Origin of the sequence: Empedobacter sp. GD03865, assembly GCF_029840775.1 — a bacterium.
Classification (GTDB): domain Bacteria; phylum Bacteroidota; class Bacteroidia; order Flavobacteriales; family Weeksellaceae; genus Empedobacter; species Empedobacter falsenii_B.
Genome location: NZ_JAOCDF010000031.1, coordinates 25,112 through 45,613, shown reverse-complemented (window position 1 = coordinate 45,613; position 20,502 = coordinate 25,112). Strand labels below are relative to the sequence as shown.

General features: G+C 30.9%; 16 protein-coding genes. 7 read left to right on the top strand and 9 right to left on the bottom strand.

Going from position 1 to position 20,502, the window contains the following annotated elements:
- Window positions 1-385: 385 nt before the first annotated feature.
- Window positions 386-991 carry a hypothetical protein gene (locus N5D46_RS11655; protein WP_280050037.1) on the bottom strand — a complete coding sequence of 202 codons (606 nt, stop codon included), beginning with the start codon at window positions 989-991 and terminating at the stop codon, window positions 386-388.
- Window positions 992-1,889: 898 nt separating this feature from the next.
- Between N5D46_RS11655 and N5D46_RS11650 the strand changes: the two genes are divergently transcribed.
- The 4 genes from N5D46_RS11650 to N5D46_RS11635 all read left to right on the top strand — a co-directional run bounded on the left by N5D46_RS11650 (window position 1,890) and on the right by N5D46_RS11635 (window position 8,278).
- On the top strand, window positions 1,890-4,049 hold the full coding sequence (locus N5D46_RS11650; protein ID WP_125348914.1) for a S9 family peptidase: 2,160 nt from the start codon (window positions 1,890-1,892) through the stop codon (window positions 4,047-4,049).
- 171 nt (window positions 4,050-4,220) lie between these two features.
- Window positions 4,221-5,705, top strand: coding sequence for a peptide MFS transporter (locus N5D46_RS11645; protein ID WP_125348915.1), 1,485 nt, complete (start codon window positions 4,221-4,223; stop codon window positions 5,703-5,705).
- 29 nt (window positions 5,706-5,734) lie between these two features.
- Entirely contained in the window at window positions 5,735-7,819 is a 2,085-nt protein-coding gene (locus N5D46_RS11640) for a peptide MFS transporter (protein ID WP_280037725.1), read from the top strand.
- Between the two features lie 15 nt (window positions 7,820-7,834).
- Window positions 7,835-8,278 (top strand): thioredoxin family protein, encoded by a 444-nt coding sequence (locus N5D46_RS11635; protein WP_125348917.1) that lies wholly within the window; start codon window positions 7,835-7,837, stop codon window positions 8,276-8,278.
- Here N5D46_RS11635 and N5D46_RS11630 read toward each other — a convergent pair.
- Window positions 8,268-10,232 (bottom strand): ComEC/Rec2 family competence protein, encoded by a 1,965-nt coding sequence (locus tag N5D46_RS11630; protein WP_280050036.1) that lies wholly within the window; start codon window positions 10,230-10,232, stop codon window positions 8,268-8,270. The two genes, N5D46_RS11635 and N5D46_RS11630, sit on opposite strands and share 11 nt — an antisense overlap.
- Window positions 10,233-10,308: 76 nt before the next feature.
- Between N5D46_RS11630 and N5D46_RS11625 the strand changes: the two genes are divergently transcribed.
- Window positions 10,309-10,746, top strand: a complete 438-nt coding sequence (locus N5D46_RS11625; RefSeq protein ID WP_257468052.1) for a DUF2141 domain-containing protein — start codon at window positions 10,309-10,311, stop codon at window positions 10,744-10,746.
- Between the two features lie 15 nt (window positions 10,747-10,761).
- Here the strand turns inward: N5D46_RS11625 and N5D46_RS11620 are convergent, their stop codons facing one another.
- The 4 genes from N5D46_RS11620 to lpxB all read right to left on the bottom strand — a co-directional run bounded on the left by N5D46_RS11620 (window position 10,762) and on the right by lpxB (window position 14,471).
- On the bottom strand, window positions 10,762-12,111 hold the full coding sequence (locus N5D46_RS11620; RefSeq protein ID WP_280050035.1) for an outer membrane beta-barrel protein: 1,350 nt from the start codon (window positions 12,109-12,111) through the stop codon (window positions 10,762-10,764).
- Window positions 12,098-12,655 carry a sigma-70 family RNA polymerase sigma factor gene (locus tag N5D46_RS11615; protein ID WP_038333274.1) on the bottom strand — a complete coding sequence of 186 codons (558 nt, stop codon included), beginning with the start codon at window positions 12,653-12,655 and terminating at the stop codon, window positions 12,098-12,100. The genes N5D46_RS11620 and N5D46_RS11615 overlap by 14 nt, the downstream gene beginning before the upstream one ends.
- Before the next feature lie 13 nt (window positions 12,656-12,668).
- Window positions 12,669-13,112, bottom strand: coding sequence for a hypothetical protein (locus tag N5D46_RS11610; RefSeq protein WP_280050034.1), 444 nt, complete (start codon window positions 13,110-13,112; stop codon window positions 12,669-12,671).
- Window positions 13,113-13,358: 246 nt separating this feature from the next.
- Window positions 13,359-14,471: a lipid-A-disaccharide synthase gene (gene lpxB, locus N5D46_RS11605; RefSeq protein ID WP_221855728.1), complete on the bottom strand. Its 1,113-nt coding sequence runs from the start codon at window positions 14,469-14,471 to the stop codon at window positions 13,359-13,361.
- Window positions 14,472-14,571: 100 nt separating this feature from the next.
- Here lpxB and N5D46_RS11600 point away from each other — a divergent pair, with 100 nt between their 5' ends.
- Window positions 14,572-15,081, top strand: a complete 510-nt coding sequence (locus N5D46_RS11600) for a DUF2480 family protein (protein ID WP_280050033.1) — start codon at window positions 14,572-14,574, stop codon at window positions 15,079-15,081.
- A 55-nt stretch (window positions 15,082-15,136) separates the two neighbouring features.
- Here the strand turns inward: N5D46_RS11600 and clpB are convergent, their stop codons facing one another.
- From clpB to epsC, 3 genes are all read right to left on the bottom strand, one after another.
- Window positions 15,137-17,749 carry an ATP-dependent chaperone ClpB gene (gene clpB, locus N5D46_RS11595; protein ID WP_280050032.1) on the bottom strand — a complete coding sequence of 871 codons (2,613 nt, stop codon included), beginning with the start codon at window positions 17,747-17,749 and terminating at the stop codon, window positions 15,137-15,139.
- A 157-nt stretch (window positions 17,750-17,906) separates the two neighbouring features.
- Window positions 17,907-18,815, bottom strand: a complete 909-nt coding sequence (cysK, locus tag N5D46_RS11590) for a cysteine synthase A (protein ID WP_038333247.1) — start codon at window positions 18,813-18,815, stop codon at window positions 17,907-17,909.
- A 12-nt stretch (window positions 18,816-18,827) separates the two neighbouring features.
- Window positions 18,828-19,601 carry a serine O-acetyltransferase EpsC gene (gene epsC / locus N5D46_RS11585; RefSeq protein ID WP_125348924.1) on the bottom strand — a complete coding sequence of 258 codons (774 nt, stop codon included), beginning with the start codon at window positions 19,599-19,601 and terminating at the stop codon, window positions 18,828-18,830.
- Between the two features lie 332 nt (window positions 19,602-19,933).
- On the opposite strand from epsC, the gene N5D46_RS11580 reads away from it, so the two are divergent.
- Window positions 19,934-20,359, top strand: a complete 426-nt coding sequence (locus N5D46_RS11580; protein WP_038333244.1) for a DUF2147 domain-containing protein — start codon at window positions 19,934-19,936, stop codon at window positions 20,357-20,359.
- Window positions 20,360-20,502: the final 143 nt, after the last annotated feature.

Here is a 20,502-nt window from a genome sequence, read left to right as displayed (position 1 = left end):
ATTGTACTATAACTTTTTGAAGAAAATATCCACTTCAAAATTGATATTCTAAAATATAAAAAACACCTTTTACTTAACATAAAAGGTGTTATAGATATTTTTTGAATTATTATTAGGTTATTCTACGAAAGGTGAAAAAATAAGATTATTTTTAGTGAAAATATTAAAACAATAAGAAATTATAATATAGAATTAATAGCATTGGCAAGCAATGCTCTATAAATGATCTTTATTACAAAAGATTTTTTTTAAAAAAAAAATAACAGAAATAATAAAAATTATTACACATAAAATTTTTATATATAAATTTTCTCTAAAATTAAAATAAATTAACAATAGTAGAATTGTAGAAGATATAAATTTAGAAATATTATTCAACATAATTTTATCCCAAACATCCTAAAGCTAAAACACCGACAATAGCACCACCTGCTATACCACAGGCAACACACCCAGCACCACCAGCAGCACCTAAAATACCTACGGTTGTAACGAAATCTCTATTTTGAAAACCATCTCCCATACATTGCCACCAACTTCTTCCATCTCTACTTTGAATTATATTATCCGATTTTTCTAATAGGTTGTAGTTTAATACATTACCATTAGAGTCTATATTTTGAACGTACTCTATATACTTCTTTTGGTCTTGATTTTCAACAATTGATAGAAATTGATTTTCATTTTTTAAGTTTTTAAAAGTAGTTACTTTAACTATTGTATTATTAGCATTTTTTAAAATAATCTCTACACCATTATTGTCATATTCGTTTTGATTATTTTTATTAGAAATATTCTTATTTAAAGAGATAGATTTCTCACTTAATAAAGAAACAGAACCGTTACTTATTTTATCTACAAAAGTTGATGTAGAGAATTCTTTATTTATTATTTCATTTTTTTTAAATGAGTCATCATCATTACTACAAGATGATATAAAAGAACTTGTTGTTAATAATAAAGTAAGACTTAATAAAGTAAATTTTTTCATAGTAATAAATTTTAAAATTGATTTTTAATTGTCCTAACGATTAGGTTCTAACAATGATATAAAGATTTTTTTAAGAAAAAAAACAATAAGTGTAAATTAGAAAAAAAATCTATATAAATAATTTAAAACGGATAATTTTCTATGTATTTATTAATATAAGACTATTAAACATAATCATTATTATACACCTCTTTTAAATGGCTTAAAACTTTGATATTGTGAGAGTGCAGTTTTGAACAAACAAGTTTGTAATTTAAAATGCTCTGAAAGAAGCATTTAATCGTTGAGTGAAGGTATTCATATCAGACAAAATTATTTTTCTTTCGTACTAATTTTTTACTGCAACGTTATTATTTTTTTTATAACTCTCTATAGAGTTTATTCGTGTTTTCTTCGACCGTTCTTCGACCATTGTCCTCGCAAAGGTGCATTTTTCCGCAAGTTCGTCGAAGGACGGTCGAACAAAGGTCGAACGATGGTCGAACAAGAGTAAAATGAGCTATTTTTCGATATGATGTGAAACATAGATATACAGAGGTTTGTATAGGAGTTTCAATTAACTAAAACATATTGTTGATAAAAATACTGGAGGACAGAAGTGGACAAATGTGGACAAAACCGGACATTTGTGGTCACTTTTTGTGAAAAATGTAATTTGTATTGTTTAAATGATTATATTACAAATATTTGATTATTTTAAATTGTTTTGATTGAATTAATAATATTCTTGATAAAAATGATGAAATACGATTATCTGTAAATTGTTTAAAATATAAAATAGTGAAGAGTTTTTCGTTTATATGAACGATTATAATGGATTATTCGAGGAAATGTGTTATTTGAGAAAATAGAATTGTTTATATTTGATTGTTTGAACTCACATGATTAGAAAATTAATATGAAAAAATTTATTTTAAGTTTGGCTATCCTTGCGATGGGCGCTTATTCTTATGCACAACAAATAACCATTGAAGGGATATATGGCGGAAAATACCGCGAAAATTCTTTGTACGGTGTGAACTCATTGAACGATGGAGAAAATTATACTATTCTGACAAAAGACGGATTGGTAAAACGTTCGTATGAATCGACATTGAAAAAAGGTCAGACTTCTGATGTAGTTGTCGTTCCTGGAAAGTTTGAAGGTTATGAATTTAGTTCTGATGAGCGTTACGTTTTATTGCAAACTAATTCGCACCAAATTTATCGCCATTCGTTTACAGCAAAGTTTGAAGTGTATGATACACAAACAAAATCGAAAGTATTGTTATTTGATGGAAAAGGAATTCAAGAGCCTTTGTTTTCGCCAGATGCTTCTAAGGTAGCTTTTGCTTTTGAGAATAATTTATACATTCAAGACTTAAAATCGAACAAGGTAATTCAAGTTACAACGGATGGTAAAAAGAATAATATTATCAACGGGATCAACGATTGGGTTTATGAAGAAGAGTTTGGTTTCGTAAGAAATTTTGATTGGAATGCTGATGGAACGTCTTTGGCTTATGTTCGTTTTGACGAATCGAAAGTCAAAGAAATTAATATTCCGATTTACCACAATAATCTTTATCCACAAGAATTACGTTACAAATATCCAAAAGCAGGACAAGACAATTCGGAAGTTTCGTTACATGTTTTTGATACGAAGAATAACTCAACTGCAAATGTTAATTTAGGCGGAGTTCAGAATTATTACATTCCGAAAATTAAGTTCTCTACAAAAGCGAATTTATTAACGGTTGTAACGTCTAACCGTCATCAAAATAATGTAGATGTTTCGTTTTATGATATCAACACGAAAAAAGTAAATAAATTATTTACTGAAACAAATAAAGCGTGGATAGAAACGGATAATTTAACATTAGAATTTTTAGCAGATAATTCGTTCTTATGGACTTCTGAGCGCGATGGAAATAACCATATTTACCATTATGCAGATAGCGGAAAGCTAATTAACCAAGTGACGAAAGGAGATTGGGAGGTAACGAATTACTATGGGTATAATCCTGGTAATAAAACACTTTATTATCAATCAAACTCAAATAATGGAAAACGTATTTCGACAGAAAGACAAATTTCTTCGGTTAGTTTAGATGGTAAGAAAACAACAATGTTGACGAAAAATAATGGAACAAATTCGGCTGCTTTCAGTAAGAATTTTACGTATTTTATTAACACTTTTTCGAATACAACAACTCCAAAAACAATTAGTTTAGTAGAATCTAAATCTGGAAAAGATTTGGGTGTTATCGTTGACAATACTTCTTTAAAAGATAAATTGACTACAGATAATATTGGAACAAAAGAATTATTTGTGTTGAAAACTGCAGCAGGAAATGAATTGAATGCGTATGTAATCAAACCAAAAAACTTTGATCCAAACAAAAAATACCCAGTTTTGATGTATCAATATTCTGGACCAGGTTCTCAGAATGTAAACAATGCTTATTTCAACTCGAATGATTATTGGCACATGATGTTGGCGCAAGAAGGTTACATCGTTTTTTGTGTTGACGGTCGTGGAACGGGATACAAAGGAGAAGCTTTCAAGAAACAAACATATTTGCAATTAGGGAAATATGAGGTAGAGGATCAAATTGCTGCGGCGAAAGAGATTGGTAATTTACCTTATGTAGATAAATCTCGTATCGGAATTTGGGGTTGGTCTTACGGAGGATTCATGGCTTCGAATGTATTATTCAAAGGGAATGATGTGTTCAAAGCGGCGATTGCAGTTGCTCCTGTAACGAATTGGCGTTATTATGATTCTGTTTATACAGAGCGTTTTATGCGTACACCAGAAGAAAATGCAGCTGGTTATGACGATAATTCACCAATTAATTATGCAAATGACTTAAAAGGTAATTTCTTATTAATTTCTGGTTCTGCTGATGATAATGTGCATCCACAAAACACATTCGAATTATCGGAAGCGTTGGTACAAGCGAACAAAGATTTTGATATGGCAATTTATACCGATAAAGATCACGGGATTTATGGTGGAAACACGCGTATTCAGCTTTACCGTAAAATGACAAACTTTATCAAGAAGAATTTGTAAGAAAAAAGCTGTATTTATTAGAATACGCCAATGAATAAGATGAAACATTATTCAAATTGACAAAAATCATACATTAAACAAAAAAAACCTCTGCATTGTCGGAGGTTTTTTTTATTTTCGTTGATTGCTAATAAAATCTAAATGATATATTAGCGCTTAGTTAAAGAAATTATGAGTCAAAAATTAACTTTAGAGCAAATTCAAAACTTTGAAGGGAAATACCCAAAACAGCTTTGGCATTTGTTTATGGTAGAAATGTGGGAGCGTTTCTGCTTCTACGGAATGAGAGGAGTTCTTGCCATTTTTATGGTAGATATGTTGGGATTAACGGATGCAGAATCAAATTTAAAATATGGAGCAATCCAAGCTTTTGTTTATGCATTTACTTTTATCGGAGGTATTTTTGCAGATAGAATCTTAGGATTCAAAAAATCATTAATCTTCGGAGGGTTGGTAATGGTTGCAGGAAACTTATTAATTGCAACAGATCCTCATCAATTTTTCTATTACGGAATTACATTAAGTATTATTGGAACAGGTTTTTTCAAACCAAATATTTCTTCGATGGTTGGAGAACTGTACAAAGCTGATGATCCAAGACGTGATGCTGGATTCGGTTTATTTTATTCAGGGATTAATATAGGTGCATTTTTAGGAGGTATAGTTTGTGTTTATTTAGGTAAACAAGTTGGTTGGAATTATGCTTTCTTAGCGGCTGGTATCGTAATGATAATTGGAGTTGTTTTATTCTTATTTATCCGTAACGAGCTGGGACCAATTGGAGATTCTCCACTTGAAAAAATGGATCCTAAGAAAAGATTAATTAGAGAAGTAGCCGTATATGTAGGAGCATTGGTTTGTATTCCTTTAATTTTTATCATGATTCATAATACAGCATACACAGATATGTTTATGTTTATTGTAGGACCATTGGCAATTATTTATTATTTAATTCAATTATATAAAATACCAAGTTCTAAAGAAAAAAGTAAGTTTATCGCTGCTTTTATCATGATTACGTTCTCTATTTTATTCTTTGCAATTTTTGAGCAAGCAGGAGGTTCTTTAGCTTTGTTTGCAAACAAAAACTTACATTCAACTTTATTTAGCGTTCCATTAGATCCAAACATTGTGAATAATAGTGCAAACTCATTGTATGTTATTATTTTCTCACCTTTATTAGGTTTAGTTTGGTTATGGATGGCGAAAAAGAAAATTGAGCCAAACACAGTTGTAAAATTTGGTTTAGCTTTCTTGATGTTAGCAGGGGCTTATTATATCTTCTATTCTTTAAGATTTTTTGCTGACGAAAATGGATTATCATCATTAGAAATATTTGCATTAGCATATTTTGCAGTTACAATTGCAGAGTTGTGTTTATCACCAATTGGATTATCAATGGTAACAAAATTATCTCCAAAACACTTAGGAGGAATGATGATGGGATTATGGTTCTTAGCATCTGCTTACGGGCAATATTTAGCAGGAATCTTAGGAGCTGGAATGTCAGACCCAAGTCCAACAGCATCTTTAACAGATAAATTAATGGCTTATACAGATGGTTATCAACAATTGGCAATTTACTCTTTAGTTGCAGGTGTTGTTGTCATCGTATTGTCTCCATTTATTCGTAAATTAATGCAAGACGTAAAATAACTTTTAAGATATACTTTTAACAAACAAACATGAGTTCAAAATCAGAAAATTTCTTTGATTCAAAAGTACTTGGGCATCCGTCAGGGTTGTTCGTGCTTTTCTTTACAGAGATGTGGGAGCGTTTTTCATTCTACGGAATGCGCGTTTTATTAATTCAGTTTTTAACAGCTGCAGTTATTGGGTTAAATCCAGGTTGGGAATGGTCTATAGAAAAAGCAACTGCTTTATATGGAACATACGCAATGTTATTATACATTACGCCCATCTTTGGAGGTATTATTGCCGATAAATACATAGGTTATAGATGGGCAGTTGTAATTGGTGCGATTATTATGACTCTTGGTCATGCATTCATGGCTTTTGATACACCTATCTTTTTATATTTAGGATTGGCGTGTTTGGTTATTGGAACAGGATTCTTTAAACCAAATATGACATCTATCTTATCAGAAATGTACAAAGACTTTCCTGAGAAAAAGGATGGTGCTTATACAATTTTCTACATGGGAGTTAACGCTGGTGCATTCTTCGGAATGATGTTGTGTGGATTCTTAGCAGAAAAAGTAGGATGGCACTGGGGATTTGGTTTAGCTGGAATCTTCATGTTATTAGGAACATTACAGTTCTGGTTAGCAAAACCATTATTTGGGTATATCGGTGAGGTTCCTTCAAAAACAGGAAATCAAATTACTGCTGATGATGATACACCAAAATACGAACCAGGAGAAAAACCAAATCCTTTTACAGTATTAGATCAAGTATTGATCGTTATTATGACGCTTTTAGGATTAGGATATGCGTTCAATGATCCGTTAAATGCAATTGGTGGAATTAACTTATTCCCATTCTCTATCGGAGGATTATCAGGACAAAATGTCGTTATTTTAGTAGCATTATTCTTGTTCTTCTTTGTGGTAATTCGTCGTTTGGCAAATTATACAAAAGTGGTTCGTGATCGTATGATTGCGGTAATTATTTTTGCTTTCTTCGTTATCTTCTTCTGGATGTCTTTCGAACAAGGAGCTACATCATTAGTAATCTTTGCGCGTGATAATACAGAACGTAACTTAATTGGAGGTGCTGCAATGGCATTCAACGTTTTCAATACATTATTAACAGTTGTTCCATTATTGTTCATCTCGTATGTATTGATTTTATTAGCAAAACAAACATTTAAAAAAGCGGCTTTATCTAATGTTGTTTTAGCGTTTACTTTCTTAGGAATTTGGGCTGCTGCAATTTGGATGTTAAACTATAACTGGACTTCTCACTCTTACGATGTTTCTTACCAAGCAATTGAAACGGCTAAATTAGACGACTCTGGTAAACAAGTGATGAACGAAGAAGGTCAACCTGTTTTTGATAAAACACCAGTTACGGCTTCTTATGTTGCAAATTCTACAGATAAAATTGTTACTGAAACAATTAATTTAGCTTCTCAAGACGCTTTAACAAAAGGTTCAGATATTAGCATTCACAAAGAAGGAGATAAATTTGTATTAGTTTCTCCAGAAAGTTTAGTGAAATTAGATACTGAATATAAAAATCAAAACAAACCATCTGAAGTTGTTCCTGCGAAAGTAGCAGAGATTAAAGATTCTCAAGTAGAAATTACCGTTTCTTGGTTCTCTACATTAAACTCTTTCTTCATCATTGCATTAGCTTCATTAGTTTCTCGTGTTTGGGATTCTAAATACAACCCATCAGCTTCTGTAAAATATGGTTTAGGATTAATCATTATGGCAATCGGATTCGGATTCTTAGCTTTCGGTTCTTACGGAATTTCAGAAGGCGTTCGCGTTTCTATCATCTGGTTAGTATTAGCTTATTTGTTCCATACATTGGGCGAGCTCTGTTTATCTCCAGTTGGACTTTCGTACGTATCAAAATTAGTTCCAGCACGTATGATTGCATTTATGTTCGGAATGTGGTACCTTGCAATTGCAATTGGTAACAAATTGGCAGCCATTTTAGGAGGTCAAATCGAAAATATTACAAAAGAATATTCGTTATCAACTTTCTTCTTAATTTTTACAATTGTACCAATTGTAGCAGGTTTAATCGTTATCGCATTAAATCCAGTTATGAAGAAATTGATGCACGGAGTTAAATAATAAAGATTGAAATTTATGAAATCAAGCTTAGCAATCGCTGCCCTAATTTTATCATCATTTCTTTTCGGACAAGAAATTAAATGGTTATCATTAGACGAAGCAACAAAGGAAATAAAAGCACATCCAGAAAAACCTGTATTGATTAATTTTTATACAACTTGGTGTGGATTCTGTAAGCGTTTGGACAAAGAAACTTTTACAGATAATAAAGTCGCAGATTATGTAAACAAAAATTATATTGCGGTAAAATTTGATGCAGAAACAAAGGATATGGTAAAATTTATGGGAATTCAGTATACATATATTGCGCCTGCTAAAGCGAATTATATGGCATATGCCTTTACAAACGGACAATTGAGTTATCCTGCAACTGTTTTGATGAACGGAAAAGGAGATATCAACAAAGTCGTTTTGGGTTATCGTAGTTCAACAGATTTCATAAACGATATCAAAATTTAATCGAGAAATAACCTTGTTGAGAGGTTTTCCATAAAACAGAATCAGAAGTTTTTTCGAGTTCTGTAACAATAGAAGGGTAGTTGCTGGCATCAGCAATTACCCTTTTTAAATTTTCATTATTTTCGAAAGGATAAAGCCTTGATTGATGAATTAACACATAAAAAGGAATATCAGAATGTTCTTCATTTAATAAGAGCTTAAATGACTTCGTTTCAATAGAATTTGGATGTTTGATAAAATGTTGATGTTTAAAGTCTGAATCATAAGAGTAGAAACTAACATCTTTTATTCTTTCGTGAATTTTATAAGGTTTAATCTTAAAATTATATGTTTTTTCATCCAAAGGATTTTCACTTAAAATTGCTAAACTTCGTTGATTTCTTATTCCGATAATACTATTTTTATATTGATTAAAAACGATCAATTCATTCGAATGATTGAGTTGATAAACTTGATAATATCTTTCAAATTCAATTAGGAATAAAGAAATTAGACAAACAAATAATGCTAGTTTAGATTTTTTCAAGAATAATGGTTTCGACGCATATAAAATAACGCCAATCAAAATTGCGGTAAATAAACTGATGTAAACATCTTTTGCAATAAACTTGAAATTCGCTAACCAATAAATATATTGATTTGAATAATAGATAAAATGATTGAAAATCCACGTATAAATTGGAATATTAAGATCAAAAATGATGAGAAGAATACTAATTATACCACCACAAATCATCAAAAAAGAAGCAGGGATCAAGACTAAATTTCCAAATAAAAATAAACCCGAAAATTGATTAAAATACAAGACCGAAATTGGTAAAGTTCCTAGTTGTGCAGATAAACTTGTTTCAATCATAATCTTAATTTTCTTCAAGAAACTATTTTTAACCTTCCAATAATGCTCGAAAATTGGATTGAGCCAAACAATGAAAAAGACTGCTGAAAAACTCAATTGAAAACCAACATCAAACAAATAATTTGGTTGAAAAACTAGAATAATAAAGGCGGAAAGTGAAAGTGTATGAAAAATATTTTTCGGTCGATTGAGTAATTCGCTAATGTAATAAATGGTAATCATCAATGCAGAACGAAAAACTGGCGGTTCTAATTCGACATAAAATGCAAAAACCCAGATAAATATTAAGCTAATAATTATTCTAATTTTCCGACCATTTTTTAGCTTAATTAATGGTTGCAAAACGAATTGTAAAATCATGTAAATCATCATCACATGCAAACCAGAAATAGATAAAATATGTACAACTCCGGTCGCCACATAACTTTGATTAAGTTCTTGCGAAAGCTCGGTTCTATCACCCAAAAGCATAGACGAAATTATCGCTCTGCTTTCGAGTGAATAACCTTGTTCTGTTAGCTTTTCTCGAATCTTGACTTTAGATTTTGCAACCCAATTCCGAAAACCGTTTCCTTCTTTGTGAATAGAAATAATTTCATCTGTAAAGATTTGAGAATAAATTCTTTTTCTATTTAAAAAATGCTTATAATCAAATTGATATGGATTCAATGGTTCTTGAATTTCCCTTTTTTCTCCGAAAATGATGATTTCATCATTGGGATATAAAATTTGTTGTTGAGGTTTGATATGAAGTAAAATTTGCTCATTCGTTTCGATATCTTTTACAACATAATTGGTGTATTTTTCGGTTGAATTAGAACTATAAACGACTTTTAGCAAATGAATTTTCGAAACAGATTCGAAATCAATTTTTGAATGTCTATTATAATTTTGATGAATATAGTAGCCTAAAATCATCGAAATGCCTAAAAAAGTGATTATATTTTGACGATTATTATTTTTTAACAAAGAGATAAAAAGTAGAATAATTAATGAAAAAAATATAATTCGTAAATTTGTAGCAGGAATTAATAATTCGGATAAAATTATTCCGATTGAGAAACAAATTGTTAGGGTAAAAAAGAGATACTTTTTCATCCTAATAATTTATAAATTTTTTTACAAATAGTAGGTTTTAATTATTTGTAAATGAATTGATTAAAAAAATAAAAAAATGAAGAAGATTCTTATATTAATTGTGTTATTTTTTACTCAAATGGCAATGGCTCAAATTGATGTAAAACTATCAATCACAAACCTTAAGAAAATGAAAGGAAATTTGGCTATAGAGTTTTATAGAAATGTAGAAAATTATACAAAAGGTCAAAATGCATTCAAAAAATTGTACGTTCCAGTTGCTGATATAGACAAGTATGAAACGGTTTTTAAAGATATTGAACCAACATTTTATGCGGTAAAAGTTTTTTTGGATACGAACAATAACAAAAAGTTAGACAAAAGTTTTTTAGGCGTTCGTAAAGAACCTTATGGTTTTTCGAAAAACTTGGATCCTATTTTGCGCGAACCAACTTTTGAGGAAGCTAAAGTAGAAATGACCGAAGAAAATAACACAATTGTCATCAAATTAAACAATAACAAAGGCGAAGAATAATCTTCGTCTTTTTTGTTAAAATTTAATTGAAAAACCTAAATTCAATCCTAATAAAGATGGGTTTTTAGCATCAACATTTTTCAATGGATTTAGCATATATCTATAGTTTGGTTCAAGATTAATGCTCGATTTATTCGATAAATTATACTCCAATTTAACACCTGCATTCGCGCTATAACTCATATCATTCAAGTTGCTCGCTTCACCCAATTTATATTGAGATCTTGTGTTAACATCTTCCAAAGAAATTGTGTTTTTTGTGACCACATAATAACTTCCACCAGCAGTTGCTAAAAGATTGAATTTATCAAAACTTGCTAATTTGTATTCAACTTCTAACGGAATCTCGATATAATGCACTTTTTGCTCCATATTATTTGTTTCAGAAGACAACATGGTCATTGTCGTATGTGATGTATTATCACCTACAACTCGAATATTCGAATGATATGTGATATTGTTAGATGATTTTGGCATGCTTGCAGAAAGTGCATAAACACCTGTATTGATTCCCGAATTTATATTGGTTGTATTTTGTTCCAACTCAACTTTTGCAATTCCCGAACGAACATTTATCTTATCATTTAATCGAACAGAAACTTTTGCGCCATAAGCAACTGTAATGTTATTTTTGATGTTGTAATCATTAAATTCATTTGCTAAAATAGATTTTGATTCTAACACTTTTGTTGGATTGATGTACGAAGAAATCGTCAGAAGTGGAGATTTCTGTTTGATTTCTACTTTCTCTTTCTTTTTTTCCTCTTCTTGAAGAACTAATTCTAATGGTTTTTCTTCTAAAATTTTAGGATTAGTTTCTTTTTCAGAAACTTCATTTTTTGGATTGATTGAAGAATTATTTTGTACAAAATTATCTTTTTGAGTTGAATTCTTTTGAGATAATTCTTGTGTTTTATCTTCTTTTTTATCCGGAATTATATTCGAAAATAAAGATGATTCTCCAATTATATTTTCAAAATACGAATTTGAGTGTTGAGTTGTTTTTTGATTTGATTCAGTCGAATTTTTTACAGAAGAAACAATCTTTTTATCAGAAGACCTTTCATTTGTATGTTCAATATTATTCCAATCTTTTTCGATAGATTCTTTAGAAGTCGATTTCGTTTTTACAACTTCATTAGTCGGAGTATGATTAACGTTAACCGCATCATTTTGATTAAAATAATAAATAGAAATTCCCGTAACTAAACACGCTGCTGTAGAACCAATCCAATAAAATAAAGGAATGATGCGTTTTTTCTTTTCTTTCTCGTCTAATTTCTCTTGAATATTTTTCCAAGCATCCAAAGGAGGAAGTTGTGGTTGCGAGAGTTTATCTTTAATATGTTGATCAAATTTGTTCATCTTCTGTGACAGTTTTTAATTGATTGAGTTTTTGTTTTAATAAATTTCGTGCTCTTGATAAGTTTGATTTTGAAGTTCCAACCGAAATGGTCAGCATTTCTGCAATTTCTTGGTGCGAATATTCTTCAAAAACGTAGAGGTTAAAAACTTGCCTATATTGTGGTGGAAGATTATGAACGGCTTCTAACAACTGTTGATAATCAAAATCTTCTTCAACTTCGTCGTCATCTTCCTGTGTGATAATGAGATTTTCGAAATCTTCAAAAGGTAAATTATTCTTCTTTTTTAGTTTTTCTAAATTAAGATTTACCATTATTCGTTTCATCCAACCTTCAAAAGATCCTTCGAATTTGAATTGATTTATTTTATTGAAGATGTGAATAAAACCCTCTTGAAAAATATCTTGCGCATCTTCATAATTTTCGGCATAACGAAGACAGATCGAGAACAAAACAGGTGAAAACTCAACATAAATTTCTTCTTGAGCTTTTCTATTTTGTTCTTGACATTGCTTGATTAAAATTTCAAGAGAGTCACTATTCAAAACTTATTGGACTTTATTTTTCTTTGATATTTAACACAATTGAGTCATAAATTGGTTCAGTTGAATTTGGTTTATTTCCCGTCCAAAATCTTAATGTGTACTCACCAGCTTCTTTAGGTGTAAACTTCAAAGTTTTTGTTTCTAAAGATGTTTCCTGTGTACAAGAAGCTCCATTTGTTTGACTTGCATAAACACCAATGTTGTGTTTAAAAGTTGTTCTTCCTTGTAAAGAGCTAAATTGAATAAAATTTTGACAAGAATTTGTTTTTTCGTACGTTACTCGAATATTTGTAGTTTTTCCTACTGGCTGAATAGAGTCTTCATGAACATTAATTGCTGTTGTTGCTAAAAAACCATAATTCATATAATCTGAGTCATCATTATTTAAACAACTAAATGTTGATAAACCTAAAATACCTACCAAAGCAAACATGCTTAATCTTTTCATTAATTTCATTGTATGAGTTTTAATCGTTATAAAAATAAGATATAGATTTTAGAAAAGGTTGCGTGAAAGAATAAGAAATTAATATATAGAATAAGAAAACCCCTTGAAAATCAAGAGGATTACTTTGTTAGAATAGGTGTAAACTTTAATTAAGTCAATCCTGAAACATTTTAATAATTAGATCTGAATGACATCTATAGCTTACAAGATTTAAAAAACAATAAAAGGTTGCGTCAAACTTTTACTTTTTTTTAATTATTTTTTTAAGTCCTCAATAATTAGTGAAGCGGTTCTTTCTGAAGCGCCAATTCCACCAAGTTTATGATACAATTCTTCGTAGCTTTTCATGATTTTTTCACGTTTAGGAGAATTTAAAATTAAATCTAATTCTCGTTTGATATTTTCGTAAGTTAAATCATATTGAATTAACTCTTTCACTACTTCTTCGTCCATAATCAAGTTTACCAACGAAATAAAACGAATGTTTTTTACAACACGTTTTCCGATTTCGTACGAAATAGCATTTCCTTTGTAACAAACAACTTCTGGAACTTTCAGTAAAGCAGTTTCTAATGTTGCTGTTCCTGATGTAACCAAGGCTGCATGAGAAACTCGTAATAAATCATAGGTTCTATTCTCAACAATTTTCAAGTTGTTGCCTGCAATTTTTTTATAATTTTCGATTGGTTGAGATGGTGCACCAGCCACAACAAATTGATAATCGGGAAAATCTTTTTCCACTGAAAGCATCAAAGGTAATTTGACTTTAATTTCTTGAGTTCGGCTTCCAGGAAGTAAAGCAATAATTGGTCTTTCGTCTAAATTATGATCTTTTCTAAATTGTTGTTCATCAATTGGCGGAAGATTATTCAACGAATCTAATAATGGATTTCCGACAAAATCTACTTTGTAATTGTAACGTTGATAAAATTCTTCTTCGAACGGAAGAATCACAAACATTTTGTCGACAACTTTTTTGATTTTATGAACTCGACCAGTTTTCCAAGCCCAAATTTGTGGCGAAATATAATAGTAAATTTTAATTCCAAGACTTTTTACAAATTCAGCAATTCTGAGATTAAAACCAGGATAATCAACTAAAATAACTGCATCTGGCTGATAAGCTTCGATGTCTTTTTTAGCAACCGAAATATTTCCTAAAATCGTTCTCAAATTCATTACAACTTCAGCAAAACCCATAAACGCCAAATCTCTGTAATGTTTGACTAAAGTTCCGCCTTGCGTTTGCATCAAATCTCCTCCCCAAAATCTGAATTCAGCTTGTGGATCTTTTAATTTTAATTCTTTCATTAAGTTCGATGCGTGCAAATCGCCCGAAGCTTCACCTGCAATGATATAGTATTTCAATGGAAATCATTTTTCTTCTTACAAAGATAGGAGAAATCTATAAGTGGAGTAGATTTCAATGTTTTTTATTGCGTAAATTTACTCTTTCAAACAAAGAAAAATGTCAGACGAAATTATAAATAAAGTTGCCAATAGTAGTTTAGTAACAATTGATTTACAAGATTATTATCCTGATGGAGATCGTGTTGTTTTTGACTTGAAAGATTGGTTATATGAAGAATTGATTCTTAGAGAAAAGGATTTTAGAGAAAATCTGAAAAATCATGATTGGACGAAATATCAAGATAAATATGTAGCGTTAACATGTACTGCCGATGCGATTGTTCCGTCTTGGGCTTATTTGTTGGTCGCAACCTATTTGTCGCCAATTGCGAAACGAATTGTACACGGAAGCTTACAAGATTTAGATACGATTTTGTACACCGAAATTGTAGATCATTTGCCTTATGAAGATTATGTTGATGGAAAAATAATTGTGAAAGGTTGCTCGCACAAGCCAGTTCCCGATTCGGCTTATATTCAATTAATTGAACGTTTACAACCAATTGTAAGTTCGTTGATGTTTGGTGAAGCATGTAGCACTGTTCCGCTTTATAAAAAGAAGAAATAAAAAAAAATCCGCTCAACGAGCGGATTTTTTACACATGAATAAAATCGGAATATACTTATTGATTAGTTCTGAAAACTAATTTATTATCTCCAGGTTTTTCTTCGAAATAATCGATTAAAACCGCATCATTATCATTTATTGTTCCTTTCAAAATTTCTTTCGAAAGTTCATTTAATACATCTTGCTGAATAACTCGTTTTAATGGTCGTGCTCCAAATTGTGGATCGTAACCTTTTCTTGCTAAATAATCAACAGCTTCTGGCGTAATATCTAATGTAATATCGCGTTGTGCTAATTTCTTCGCAACTCCGCTTAAATAGATATTCACGATTCCGGAAATTTGGTTTTCGCTCAACGGACGGAACAAAATAATTTCATCAATACGATTCAAAAATTCTGGTCTAAAGTTTTGTTTCAATTCCTCAAAAACGACATCTTTTGTTTCATCATAAACTTGTGCCACATTATTTTCGTCAATGTTTGAGAATTTATCCAAAATCGTATGAGAACCAAAATTCGATGTCATAATGATAATCGTATTTTTAAAGTTAACCACACGACCTTTGTTGTCTGTCAAACGTCCGTCATCCAAAACTTGTAACAAAATATTGAAAACATCTGGATGTGCCTTCTCAATTTCGTCCAACAAAATAACTGAATAAGGACGGCGACGAACCGCTTCTGTTAACTGACCACCTTCGTCGTAACCAACGTAACCCGGAGGTGCCCCAACCAAGCGAGAAACTGCATGACGCTCCTGATATTCGGACATGTCGATACGAGTCATTGCATTTTCATCATCGAATAAGAACTCGGCTAAGGCTTTTGCCAACTCAGTTTTCCCAACACCAGTTGAACCTAAGAATAAGAACGAACCGATTGGTTTTCCTTCGTCACTAAGACCTGCACGAGAACGACGAATTGCATCAGAAACAGCCGTAATTGCTTCTTCTTGTCCAAGTACACGTTTGTGTAATTCGTTTTCTAAATTCAATAATTTTTCGCGATCAGATTGCATCATTTTCTGAGCCGGAACTCCTGTCCATTTCGATACAACTTCTGCAATATCATCCGCATCAACAAACTCTTTTACCAGTTTATTTTGTTTATTTTCTTCTAGATTATGTTCAGCTTCTTCTAAATTATTTTTTGCATTAACTAAATCTTCAAACTCTAATTTGGAAGCTTTTGCATAGTCGTAATCTCGTTTTGCACGCTCAATTTCGAATTTGATATTTTCGATAGATTTTCTTAAATCTTGAACTTCGTCAGCACGATTTCTTTCCGCTTCCCATTTCGAATTCAATTGATTTCTTTCATCTTGAAGATTAGATAATTCTTCTTTTAAAAGATTCAATTTTTTCTCGTCATTTTCGCGTTTTATCGCTTCAATTTCGATTTCTAATTGAATAATTCTACGATCTAATTTATCTAAATCTTCTGGTTTAGAATTCATTTCCATTCTCAACTTAGAAGCTGCTTCGTCCATCAAATCGATGGCTTTATCTGGTAAAAAACGATCTGTAATATAACGTGTTGATAATTTTACAGCCGCAATAATTGCTTCGTCTTTAATTCCAATTTTATGGTGTTGCTCGTATTTATCTTTGATTCCACGCAAAATAGAAATAGCCGATTCTTCATCTGGTTCTTCTACCATTACTTTCTGGAAACGACGTTCTAAAGCTTTATCTTTTTCAAAATATTTTTGATATTCATTCAAAGTTGTAGCACCAATCGAACGTAATTCGCCACGAGCCAAAGCAGGTTTCAAGATATTTGCAGCATCCATTGCACCTTCTCCGCCGCCGCCAGCACCAACAAGCGTGTGAATCTCATCGATGAACAAAATTATTTCTCCATTCGAAGCGGTTACTTCTTTCACAACGGCTTTCAAACGCTCTTCGAACTCACCTTTGTATTTTGCACCAGCAACCAAAGCTCCCATGTCCAATGAAAAAATTTGTTTATTCAAAAGATTTTCAGGAACATCTCCATTGATGATACGATGTGCTAAACCTTCTGCTATAGCGGTTTTACCAACACCTGGTTCACCAATAAGGATTGGGTTATTTTTTGTACGACGTGATAGAATTTGTAAAACACGACGAATTTCTTCATCACGTCCAATTACAGGATCTAATTTTCCTTCTTTTGCTAAATCTGTTAAGTTTTTAGCGTATTTGTTTAATGAATTATATGTTCCTTCCGCGTTTTCAGAAGTTACTCTTTCTCCGTTTCTCAATTCTGTTACTAATTTTTTTGTGTTGTCGAATGTTACACCTCTATTTTTTAATAACTGACTTACAGGCGATACATTCTTGATTATACCTAATAATAAATGCTCTAAGGTGATAAAATCATCGTTCATCTCTTTTGCAATTTCTTGTGCAGATTGCAAAATTTGGTTAGATGAATTGGAAAGATGATTTCCTTGTTGACCTTCTATTTTTGGATATTTATTGATTTCTAAATCCAACTCAGGTTTCAACATATCCATTTTTACACCTTGTTTTTCTAAGATTAATGATAACACGTTTTCATCAACATCTATCATTCCACCTAAAATATGAGCTGGTTCTATTGCTTGATTTTTTTGTGCAACTGCAATTTGCTGCGCTGCTTGAATCGCTTCACGACCCTTTATTGTAAATTGATTAAAATCCATTGGTTTTTAGTTTTTTATATTGGTTTTGTTTGCTGTATTTCATCAAAAAAAATTCCAAAGTAGAAATAAAACCTAAAAACTGACTTTTTGACTTTGTTGAATAAAAAAAGGAGACATTTTGTCAATATCTCCTTTCGTTTAAAAATTTTTATAGTATTTAAAATAAACCTTCTACTGATAGATAGCGTTCGCCAGTATCGTAGTTGACAGTTAATATTTTCGTGTTTTTGTCTACTTCATTCAAAGTTTTAGCAACTGCAGCCAATGAAGCACCTGTAGAAATTCCGACAAATATACCTTCTACTTTAGCCACTTTTTTTGCAAATTCAAATGCTTCTTCTTTTGTAATCTGAGTAGAAGAATCAACGATTGAAGTATCTAAATTAGTAGGAATAAATCCTGCTCCAATTCCTTGAATCGCGTGTGGACCAGGATTTCCTCCTGAAATGACAGGAGAATCTGTTGGTTCTACAGCGATAACTTTTGTTGAAGAGTTAACTTCTTTTAATGCTTTTCCAATTCCAGAAAGATGTCCGCCTGTTCCAACTCCTGTAATTAAATAATCAACTCCTTGTGGAAAATCTTCAAGGATTTCTTTTGCTGTTGTATTGTAATGGACTGTCGGATTCGAATTATTCTCAAATTGTTGCGGAACCCAAGCGCCTTCTATTGTTTCGGCTAATTCTTGTGCTTTTGCAATAGCGCCTTTCATTCCTAATTCTTTTGGAGTTAAAACAAATTCAGCACCATAAGCTTCCATAATTTTACGACGTTCAATTGACATCGATTCTGGCATTGTGATAATCATTTTGTAACCTTTTACAGCCGCAACAAATGATAAGCCAATTCCTGTATTACCCGAAGTAGGTTCTATAATTGTTCCTCCAGGTTTTAAAATTCCAGCTTTTTCAGCATCTTCAATCATTGCCAAAGCAATACGATCTTTTATTGATCCACCCGGATTTTGTTTTTCTACTTTAATATAAACGTTATGGTTAGGAAATAATTTATTCAGTTTAATAATTGGTGTATTTCCTATGGTTTCTAATACATTATTGTAAATCATTGTTGTAAGGTTTTAGATGATATAATTGATATGTTGTTCTTTTTTTTGTTTTTTTATTTGTGGTTGATTCTCTTGATAGACAACAGAATCTTCTTCTATACTTTCTGTAATCCAAACATTTCCGCCGACTACAGAATTTTTTCCAATAATTGTTGTTCCTCCCAAAATAGTTGCTCCAGCATAAATTGTGACATTATTTTCTATTGTTGGATGACGTTTTTTATTAGCCAAATTCTTCGAAACATAAAACGCTCCTAATGTTACGCCTTGGTAAATTTTCACATTATCACCAATCAATGTTGTTTCTCCAATGACAATTCCTGTACCATGATCGATATAAAAGTTTTTTCCAATTGAAGCACCAGGATGAATATCAATTCCAGTTTTAGAATGTGCATATTCGGAAAAAAAACGAGGAAGAATAGGCGTATTTAAATTGTAGAGAATATGTGCTAAACGATGAATTGCAATTGCAAAAAAACCAGGATAGGCTAAAATGATTTCAATTTCCGATTTAGATGCAGGATCATTTGCATAAAAAACAAAAATTAGTTCCTCTAATTCTTGTCTAAGTTGTGCAAATTGTTCAAAAAAATATAAACTAATTTGATTCGATTTCTCCTCAGGAACAATTTTTAACAAAATAGAATTGAATTGATTGAGTAAATCTTCTTTCTTGTACAAAGGATTTGGTTGTTGAAAAATCTCATCATAAATAATGGATTCTATCAAAGGTTCTACTTCTTGTTTTCTAAATGGTAAACTGTATTTCGTAAGCTGATTCATTCTTCAATCTATAAACTCTATAAAAATAGTAGACAAATGTATTCATTTTTTTATTCTTGAAGAAGAAATTGTCATAAAAATGACAAAAACCATAAAAATGCCTTCGTTTTTATTATTGCTATGTAAGCATAATAATACACTATTTTGACTTTTATGAATAAAATTTATAATTATTTATTTAAAAATATTTATTGAATTAAATGATTGATAATTAATGTTATAAATGAATTTTTATGTTTAAAAGAGATTATTTTTATAAAAAATAAAGCGTAGTGTTTTATTTACACTAAAAAATAGTTATTTTAGTGAAATAAATTTTAAAGGATAAAAATATGAAAAAATCAATTTTATTCGGATTATTCTTTATGTTGACATCTTTAATGTATGCGCAATCACCAATAGGAACTTGGAAAACAATTGATGATGAGACAAAACAGGCGAAGTCTTACGTAGAGATTTTCGAGAAAGATGGAAAACTTTATGGTAAAGTCACTAAGATTTTAACGAAAGGAAAAGAAGATGCAAAATGTACAGATTGTTCAGGAGCATTAAAAAATAAACCAATTTTAGGAATGCAAATTCTTTCTGGTCTTAAAAAAGATGGAAAAGAATGGAATGGTGGAAAAATCATTGATCCTAATAGTGGAAAGGAATACAAAGCAAAAATGTCTCTTAACGGAAATGATAAATTAGACGTAAGAGGTTTTATCGGGATTTCTCTTGTAGGAAGAACGCAAACTTGGCAACGAGTTAAATAAAAATCAAAACAAAAACGAAAAGGTTACTCTGAGTAATCAAACCCACAAAATTTTACTCTATAATGACTATTTCTAAAAGAATAGTCATTATTTTTTTTGCTTAAATTTGTAACTTCAAAACTTTAGTTTTTGATTATTTCTAA

Bases quoted from the DNA above. Each gene is read 5' to 3' on its own strand.
- N5D46_RS11655 (WP_280050037.1), bottom strand. From the start codon at position 991: ATGAAAAAATTTACTTTATTAAGTCTTACTTTATTATTAACAACAAGT.
- N5D46_RS11650 (WP_125348914.1), top strand. From the start codon at position 1,890: ATGAAAAAATTTATTTTAAGTTTGGCTATCCTTGCGATGGGCGCTTAT.
- N5D46_RS11645 (WP_125348915.1), top strand. From the start codon at position 4,221: ATGAGTCAAAAATTAACTTTAGAGCAAATTCAAAACTTTGAAGGGAAA.
- N5D46_RS11640 (WP_280037725.1), top strand. From the start codon at position 5,735: ATGAGTTCAAAATCAGAAAATTTCTTTGATTCAAAAGTACTTGGGCAT.
- N5D46_RS11635 (WP_125348917.1), top strand. From the start codon at position 7,835: ATGAAATCAAGCTTAGCAATCGCTGCCCTAATTTTATCATCATTTCTT.
- N5D46_RS11630 (WP_280050036.1), bottom strand. From the start codon at position 10,232: ATGAAAAAGTATCTCTTTTTTACCCTAACAATTTGTTTCTCAATCGGA.
- N5D46_RS11625 (WP_257468052.1), top strand. From the start codon at position 10,309: ATGAAGAAGATTCTTATATTAATTGTGTTATTTTTTACTCAAATGGCA.
- N5D46_RS11620 (WP_280050035.1), bottom strand. From the start codon at position 12,111: ATGAACAAATTTGATCAACATATTAAAGATAAACTCTCGCAACCACAA.
- N5D46_RS11610 (WP_280050034.1), bottom strand. From the start codon at position 13,112: ATGAAATTAATGAAAAGATTAAGCATGTTTGCTTTGGTAGGTATTTTA.
- N5D46_RS11600 (WP_280050033.1), top strand. From the start codon at position 14,572: ATGTCAGACGAAATTATAAATAAAGTTGCCAATAGTAGTTTAGTAACA.
- clpB (WP_280050032.1), bottom strand. From the start codon at position 17,749: ATGGATTTTAATCAATTTACAATAAAGGGTCGTGAAGCGATTCAAGCA.
- cysK (WP_038333247.1), bottom strand. From the start codon at position 18,815: ATGATTTACAATAATGTATTAGAAACCATAGGAAATACACCAATTATT.
- epsC (WP_125348924.1), bottom strand. From the start codon at position 19,601: ATGAATCAGCTTACGAAATACAGTTTACCATTTAGAAAACAAGAAGTA.
- N5D46_RS11580 (WP_038333244.1), top strand. From the start codon at position 19,934: ATGAAAAAATCAATTTTATTCGGATTATTCTTTATGTTGACATCTTTA.